The sequence below is a fragment of the Streptococcus intestinihominis genome, from assembly GCF_046824975.1.
Classification (GTDB): Bacteria; Bacillota; Bacilli; order Lactobacillales; family Streptococcaceae; genus Streptococcus.
In genome coordinates this window covers 153211-161563 of sequence record NZ_JBKQBL010000001.1, presented here as the reverse complement: position 1 = coordinate 161563, position 8353 = coordinate 153211, and the positions used below count along the sequence as shown (strand labels likewise).

The following is an 8353-nucleotide window of genomic DNA, read 5'->3' as shown; positions in this document are numbered from 1 at the left end:
AATCAACCAAGTCAGGTGTGACTTCTCGAATCAGCTCTCCCAGTGACCAAATAGCTGTTGCAATATGAATCTGGTTTTGCGAGGTTTCGATGATTTCTAACAGTTTAGGAATAGCAGACCGGTCATTAGCATTGGCCAAAGCAATGATAGCATTACGCTGGAGAATATTCTTTCCCCGCCAACTACCAGCGACCATTCCAAATTTTTCCTTGAATTGTCCATTGGATAACTCGATAAAGGGGATTAATTCTGGATGAGCTAGTTCAGGATCGATATCAGTGGCTAATGGATTGTCCAGACCACGGTTGTAGGGGCAACAGATTTGACAGATATCACAACCGTAGATGACCGTTTTAATCTTTTTACGGAATTCCAGATCCATCATCCCCTTGTCTTGGGTCTGAAAGGATAGGCAACGTCGGGCATTCATAGAGCCATCCCCGATTAAACAAGAAGTCGGGCAGGCTTCTACACAGCGGTTACAATCTCCGCAACCATAGTCAACGGCTTGATCGGGTTCAATCTCTAGGTTGGTGATAAGCTCCCCTAAAAACATATAAGAACCGTATTCTTTTGAGATGACGAGGCCGTTCTTTCCGATAAAGCCAATCCCAGCTCGTTGAGCAACCGCAGTATCCACTAAGGCACCAGTATCCACCATCCCCTTGTATTCGAAGTTGGCGGTTAATTCTTCAATCCCTCTTGCTAGGCGGTCTAATTTATCCTGCAGGACATAGTGATAATCAAGGCCCCAGCTATTGGGGGTGAATTTTCCGCGTTTATAGGCCGTCTTCTGAGGTTGTTGTTTTAACTTGTGGGGATAGGCAACGGCAATGGAAATAATCGTTTTAGCAGAAGCTAAACTTAAGCGTGGTTGGATTCGTTCTTCAATATTTTTGTGCTCAAAACCAGAATTTCGGCCTTCTTCCACAGCTAGGCGGAGGGATTTTTCTAAATAGGAAAAATCATCCGCAGTGGTAAAGCCAATTTTTGAAATACCAATGGAGTGAGCCAATTCGATAATGGATTCTTTGAGGTTCATATTCCTATTATAGCGGAAAGCCGGTAAAAATGCGAAAAACGTGCAAAAAATTAAAAAGGGGCTAAAGAGCTTGGCAGGGCTTTCAAAAAAGAGTGGAATTTGGTATAATAAGGTATTGAATACAAGGATATATGGAGGCAGGTATGTCACAACCGCTATTTTTACAATCAGTTATGCAGGAAAAGATTTGGGGTGGAACTAGATTACGAGATGAGTTTGGCTATGAAATCCCGAGCGATCATGTTGGTGAATACTGGGCTATTTCGGCCCATCCACATGGTGTTTCTGTTGTTAAGAACGGACCTTATGCTGGAATGGGCTTAGACCAACTATATGCTGAGCATCGCGAATTGTTTGGGAATCGACCAGAACCGGTCTTTCCTTTGTTGACAAAGATTCTAGATGCTAATGACTGGCTTAGTGTTCAGGTTCACCCAGATGATGCATATGGAATGGAGCATGAAGGAGAACTTGGGAAAACTGAATGCTGGTATATTATTGCCGCTGATGAAGGGGCAGAAATTATCTATGGTCACCACGCCCAGTCTAAGGAAGAATTACGCCAAATGATCGAAGCCAAAGAATGGGATGATCTTTTAGCGCGGGTTCCTGTGAAAGCGGGAGATTTCTTCTATGTGCCAAGTGGTACCATGCATGCCATCGGTTCAGGTATCTTAATCTTGGAAACCCAGCAATCGAGCGATACAACTTATCGAGTTTACGACTTTGATCGCAAAGATGATCAAGGGAATTTACGTGAGTTGCACATTGAACAGTCCATTGATGTGCTGAACTTAGGCGCTCCAGCGAATAGTCGACCGGTTGAGGAAAAAGTCGATCACTTGTCGTCTACTTTGTTAGTGACCAATGACTTCTTTGGTGTTCACAAGTGGGTAGTCAATGGGGAAGTTCGATTTGAAAAGACCCATGATTATAGCTTGGTGAGCGTTCTCTCAGGGCAAGGAAGTCTTCAAGTAGATGGGGTAGATTATCCGATTGGAAAAGGAGACCACTTTATCTTAACGAGCGATGTTGAATCTTGGACTTTGGAAGGGCAAGATTTAGAATTGATCGTGAGTCATCCATAAAAAAGAAAGGGTTTGAGTTAAAAGCTGTGGAACAACTCAAGCCTTTTTTTATCTGAAAACTATTTTTATGTTAAGTCTTGACTCTGACCTAAGGGGAGGGATTATACTATCTTTGTAAGGAGGAAATCATGTACCATATCAAAGAAGCTGCAGAGCTGTCGGGTGTCTCTGTCAAGACCTTGCACCACTATGACAAGATAGGACTTCTCGTCCCTGTGAAATCTGAAAATGGCTATCGAACATACAGTCAAGAAGATTTAGAACGATTACAGGTGATTCTCTACTACAAATATCTAGGATTTTCCTTAGACCAAATAGTAGAACTCTTAGCGGAAGAAAAATCTAATTTATTGCCCCATTTGACCAAACAGTTGGACTATTTGACTCAAGAAAGGCAACGCCTGGATACCTTGATTTCCACCTTGCAAAAAACTATTCAGGAACAAAAAGGAGAAAGAAAAATGACCATTGAGGAAAAATTTACTGGATTTAGCTACCAAGATACTAAAAAATACCATCAAGAGGCGGTAGAAAAGTACGGTCAAGAAGTCATGGACCAAGCGCTTGAACGCCAAAAAGGTCGAGAAGAGGAGGCGACAAGAGCCTTTAATCAAGTCTTCCAAGTCTTGGCGAAAAACTTCCAGGCTGGTTTGCCAGTAACAGCATCGGAAAATCAAGAAGAAGCAACCAAACTTTTAGACGCGATTCGAACGTATGGATTTGACTGCTCTATAGAGGTTTTTGGCCATATCGGCAAAGGCTATGTCTATAATCCAGAATTCAAGGAAAACATCGACAAGTTTGGCGCTGGTACAGCCCAGTACACTTCGGATGTCATTGCCTTTTATGTCGAAAATCAAGCAAAATAAAAAAGTGAGAGTGGGACAGAAATCGGTAATTCGTTAGAATTCGATTTCGTCGTCCCACCTCCGCACAGTTGAGTAGGGCTGTAAAAGCTGATGAAATCAGCGTAGTAGAGCCCACTCAACCACTGCGTCTTGCTCGACAATCCAAAAATAATTGGGAGGCTAGGATTTTTGTCCCAGCCTCGTTTTTTGCTTGGATCAATTTGAGAAGAAGCTGACCGATCTAAGAGAGCTTGAATGAATGAAGACAATGAAAACTTTATGAAAATTTCACATTTTCAGTTGACTGTCTTGAAAAAAAGGAGTAGAATAGCCCCTGTTTTATGAAAAAGAGGCAGGGAACCCCAGCCTCCTAATCTTTTTTCAAGGAGTTTTTTATGTTTTCAACATTGAAAAAATGGTTTATTGGCCGTCCGTTGAAATCTGGTGCAGAAGGTGAAGGAGGATTGCTAGGGAAAATGCAGGCCTTGGCTATGCTCTCTAGTGACGCACTTTCTTCTATTGCCTATGGTCCAGAGCAAGTTATCCTGGTCTTGATGACCGTATCAGCAGGAGCCATTTGGTGGTCCATTCCAATTGGGATTGTGGTCCTGGTTCTCCTAGCCAGTTTAACGATTTCTTATCGTCAGGTCATTCATGCCTACCCTCAAGGGGGAGGAGCCTATATGGTGACTTCGGAGAACCTGTCTCCCAAAGCGGGGTTGATCGCTGGTGGAAGTCTTTTGGTTGACTATATGCTGACAGTAGCGGTATCTGTTTCTTCCGGTGCAGATGCTATCACGTCAGCGATTCCCTCTCTTCATACTTATAATCTTCACATTTCCATTTTGTTGGTCTTGCTTTTGATGCTGATGAACCTTCGTGGACTACGCGAATCGGCCACATCCTTGATGATCCCGGTCTACCTGTTCATCGTCAGTACCATTGCCTTAATCGGCTATGGCGTGATCCAAATTTTGACAGGACATTTGGCCTATAACGCGACTGCGCATGTTGGCCAAACTATTTCAGGGGTTAGTATTATTCTCTTGTTGCGGGCCTTTACGAGTGGATCGGCTTCCCTAACAGGGGTTGAAGCCATCTCCAATTCGGTTCCCTTCTTTAAGAAACCAAAAGCAAAGAATGCTGCCTCTACTTTGACCATTATGGCTTTGATTTTGGGGATCATGTTTGCAGGGATTACCTTCCTTAATTACTGGGTGGGTGTTGTTCCGGCAAAAGGGGTAACGACTCTAGCCCAAATGGCCCAAGCCATCTTAGGGAATTCCCCAGTCGGTCAAGTCTTCTTTTACGTCTTTCAATTATCAACAGCCTTGATCTTGGCAGTTGCGGCTAATACTGGTTTCTCTGCCTTTCCAATGTTGGCCTTTAACATGGCCAAAAACAAATACATGCCACACATGTATATGGAAAAAGGGGATCGTCTGGGCTATTCTAATGGGATTTTGACCTTGGCGATTGGTGCCATCGTCTTGCTCTTGATCTTTGATGGACAAACAGAAAGCTTGATTCCGCTTTATACCATTGGGGTCTTCATTCCTTTTGCCCTTTCTCAAACAGGGATGGTCATTCATTGGAAACGCCAATATCAAAAAGGATTTCTCAAGTATTCGCTGGCTAATATCCTCGGGGCTGCTATCTGTTATGGGATTGTCTTGATCCTCTTGTTGTTCCGTCTGAGTGAGATCTGGCCTTTCTTCCCTATAATCGGTCTTTTACTTTGGATGTTCTTAAGTATTCGCAATCACTATGATAAAGTTGCGGCTCAATTGCGTTTGGGAAGGAAGATCGAAAAGACAAATTACGCAGGCAATACTGTCATTGTCCTTGTTGGGAATGTCACTCAGGTGAGTGTGGGGGCTATGAGTTATGCAAATAGCCTAGGAAACGATGTTGTAGCGATGCACGTATCAACGGAAGAAACCAAGGTTAAAGATGCGGAAGTGGCGGAAGAATTTAAACATTATTTCCCTCATATTCGCTTTGAAAATGTTATGACAAGTTACCGGGATATTATCCAACCAACAGTTGAATTTGTCTCAAAAGTAGCTGAGGAGGCCAAGGAAAAAGGAAATACCGTCACAGTCTTAGTTCCTCAATTTATCCCTAAAAAACATTGGCAAAATATTCTCCACAACCAAATGAGTTTGAAATTGAAGTATGCACTTCGTTGGCATGAAGAAGTGGTTGTGGCAAGCTATTCTTACCATTTGTCTGAATAACTATCGCATAAAGAAGAGATGTCTACTATAGAGGTGATTCGGATTAAAAACAAAGTTGCCTAAAACTATCCTAATGTGAGTGCGGACGTCAGCGAACTTCTTCGAAGTTCCATGACTAAATCAAGATACAAAGGGCGTCTGCGGATAAAGTCAAAATAGGAAGTTTGACGCAGAATCTTTTGATTCTAGGAAAACTTATCTTTTTGACACAATCCGTAGCCCGTGTTCAATTTGTATTGAGCCCCTTCGCTTTTTGGTTTTCAGGCTCAGGCTAAAACAGTTCACCGAACTGTTTTACTCTCAATAATTCCGAGTGCCTGAAATACAATTGTTTCAGGCACTTTACTCACAGCGGAAAGTTTTAGTAGATGATTGAATAATTCTAACGAGTATAATTTTTATAGAATTTATTAGATTTGTATCAATGAACAGTTTGTCTCCACTTTCAGATGTCTGCTTGAGCAGGCATCTTTTTGAATTTTCTCACACGAAAAACCCACACGAAAGTCTTGTAAGATACAGCCTTTATCTTGAAAAAATGTTTAAAAAATGCTATAATAAAAAGAACGTTTAAAATTTAAGAAATTTGAAAAGTAAGGAAACTAATGGCTAATTTATTAAAAACAATTATCGAAAATGATAAAGGTGAATTAAGACGATTGGAAAAGATGGCAGACAAGGTCTTCTCATACGAAGATCAAATGGCTGCCTTGTCAGATGATGAACTGAAAGCGAAAACAGAAGAGTTCAAGCAACGCTACCAAGATGGCGAATCATTGGATGACCTCCTCTATGAAGCTTTTGCGGTAGTTCGTGAAGGTGCCAAGCGTGTCTTGGGCTTGTTCCCTTATAAAGTACAGGTCATGGGTGGGATTGTTCTTCACCATGGTGACGTTCCGGAAATGCGTACAGGGGAAGGGAAAACCTTGACTGCGACCATGCCGGTGTATTTGAATGCCCTATCAGGTAAAGGGGTTCACGTTGTCACTGTCAATGAATACCTGACAGAACGGGATGCGACGGAGATGGGAGAACTATACTCATGGCTTGGTCTTTCAGTAGGGATTAACCTAGCAGCAAAATCTCCATCTGAGAAAAAAGAAGCTTATCTCTGTGATATTACCTACTCGACTAACTCAGAGATTGGATTTGACTATCTTCGTGATAACATGGTTGTTCGTGCCGAAAACATGGTACAACGTCCTTTGAACTATGCCTTGGTCGATGAGGTAGACTCTATCTTAATCGATGAAGCCCGTACGCCATTGATTGTCTCAGGTCAGACTTCTACAGAAACTAGCCAACTTTATCACATGGCGGATGCCTTTGTGAAATCTTTGGAGGAAGAAGACTACATTATTGATGTCCCTTCAAAAACCATTGGTTTGTCAGATTCTGGGATTGATAAGGCTGAAAGCTACTTTAAGCTTGAAAACTTGTATGACATTGAAAATGTTGCTTTGACGCACTACATTGACAATGCACTCCGTGCCAACTACATCATGATTTTGGATATCGACTATGTGGTCAGTGAGGATCAAGAAATCTTGATCGTCGACCAATTTACAGGTCGTACCATGGAAGGTCGTCGTTATTCAGACGGCTTGCACCAAGCGATTGAGGCTAAAGAAGGTGTACCAGTCCAAGAAGAAACCAAAACATCCGCTTCTATTACTTACCAAAACTTGTTCCGGATGTACAAGAAACTTTCAGGGATGACAGGTACTGGTAAAACAGAAGAAGAAGAATTCCGTGAAATCTACAACATTCGCGTCATTCCAATTCCAACTAACCGTCCGATTGCTCGTGTCGACCATCCAGACCTTCTCTACCCAAGCTTGAAATCGAAGTTTAAAGCTGTAGTAGAAGATGTAAAAGCTCGCTATGAAAAAGGACAACCAGTCTTGGTGGGTACCGTTGCCGTTGAAACCAGTGACTACCTATCTAGTCTCTTGGTTGAAGCGGGCGTTCCTCACGAAGTCTTGAATGCGAAAAACCACTACAAAGAAGCGCAAATCATCATGAACGCTGGTCAACGTGGTGCCGTTACCATCGCGACCAACATGGCCGGACGTGGTACCGATATCAAGCTCGGCGAAGGGGTTCGTGAACTCGGTGGACTTTGTGTGATTGGTACAGAGCGTCATGAAAGCCGTCGTATTGATAACCAGTTGCGTGGACGTTCTGGACGTCAAGGGGATCCAGGTGAATCTCAATTTTATCTTTCTCTTGAAGATGAGTTGATGCGTCGTTTTGGTTCAGAGCGCATCAAAGCCTTGCTGGACCGCTTCAAACTAAGCGAAGAAGAATCTGTCATTAGATCTAACATGTTTACACGCCAAGTCGAAGCAGCTCAAAAACGAGTGGAAGGGAACAACTATGACACTCGTAAGCAAGTCCTTCAGTATGACGATGTCATGCGGGAACAACGTGAGATTATCTACTCTCAACGCTATGATGTTATTACAGCGGATCGTGACTTGGCGCCAGAAATCAAGGCCATGATCAAGCGGACGATTAAACGGATCGTTGAAGGAGCAAGCCACTCAAGCAAGGAAGAACGAATCGAAGCTATCTTGAACTTTGCCAAATACAATTTGGTCCCTGAAGATACGATTTCAGAGAGTGATATTGAAGGCAAATCTGATAAAGAAGTGATTGATTACTTGTTTAAACGTGCTGAAGAGGTTTATGAAAACCAAGTAGCGAAATTACGCGATGAAGAAGCAGTCAGAGAATTCCAAAAAGTCTTGATCCTTCGTGTTGTGGATAGCAAATGGACCGATCACATCGATGCCTTGGATCAATTGCGTAATGCTGTCGGTCTCCGTGGTTATGCACAAAACAATCCTGTGGTTGAATACCAATCAGAAGGATTCCGTATGTTCAACGATATGATTGGCTCTATCGAGTTTGATGTGACTCGTTTGATGATGAAAGCTCAAATCCACGAACAAGAGCGTCCACGTACAGAACACAGTATTTCAACGACAGCGACTCGTAATATTGCCGCTCAAAAAACTGATTTACCAGAAGATCTTGATTTGAGTCAAATCAAACGCAATGACATTTGTCCATGTGGATCTGGTAAGAAATTCAAAAACTGCCACGGTAAAAAACTCTAATCGTATGAAA

General features: G+C 42.5%; 5 protein-coding genes. 4 read left to right on the top strand and 1 reads right to left on the bottom strand.

All coding sequences use genetic code 11. The annotated features are described in order from the left end of the window. Positions 1–1042, bottom strand: a 1042-nt coding sequence (queG, locus tag ACLOR3_RS00855; protein ID WP_412036893.1) for a tRNA epoxyqueuosine(34) reductase QueG, incomplete at its 3' end; no start/stop codon positions are given. Between the two features lie 143 nt (positions 1043–1185). On the opposite strand from queG, the gene manA reads away from it, so the two are divergent. The 4 genes from manA to secA all read left to right on the top strand — a co-directional run bounded on the left by manA (position 1186) and on the right by secA (position 8343). After that, positions 1186–2130: a mannose-6-phosphate isomerase, class I gene (gene manA / locus ACLOR3_RS00850; protein WP_411400012.1), complete on the top strand. Its 945-nt coding sequence runs from the start codon at positions 1186–1188 to the stop codon at positions 2128–2130. Positions 2131–2258: 128 nt separating this feature from the next. Beyond that, positions 2259–2999: a MerR family transcriptional regulator gene (locus tag ACLOR3_RS00845; protein WP_287516868.1), complete on the top strand. Its 741-nt coding sequence runs from the start codon at positions 2259–2261 to the stop codon at positions 2997–2999. Between the two features lie 374 nt (positions 3000–3373). Further along, on the top strand, positions 3374–5218 hold the full coding sequence (locus ACLOR3_RS00840) for an APC family permease (protein WP_411400011.1): 1845 nt from the start codon (positions 3374–3376) through the stop codon (positions 5216–5218). Positions 5219–5823: 605 nt separating this feature from the next. Next, complete coding sequence (secA, locus tag ACLOR3_RS00835; RefSeq protein ID WP_411400010.1) at positions 5824–8343, top strand: preprotein translocase subunit SecA; 2520 nt, start codon at positions 5824–5826, stop codon at positions 8341–8343. Positions 8344–8353 lie beyond the last annotated feature (10 nt).

What these genes read in the sequence shown, in the direction of transcription:
- manA (WP_411400012.1), top strand. Translation starts at nt 1,186, where the DNA reads ATGTCACAACCGCTATTTTTACAATCAGTTATGCAGGAAAAGATTTGG.
- ACLOR3_RS00845 (WP_287516868.1), top strand. Translation starts at nt 2,259, where the DNA reads ATGTACCATATCAAAGAAGCTGCAGAGCTGTCGGGTGTCTCTGTCAAG.
- ACLOR3_RS00840 (WP_411400011.1), top strand. Translation starts at nt 3,374, where the DNA reads ATGTTTTCAACATTGAAAAAATGGTTTATTGGCCGTCCGTTGAAATCT.
- secA (WP_411400010.1), top strand. Translation starts at nt 5,824, where the DNA reads ATGGCTAATTTATTAAAAACAATTATCGAAAATGATAAAGGTGAATTA.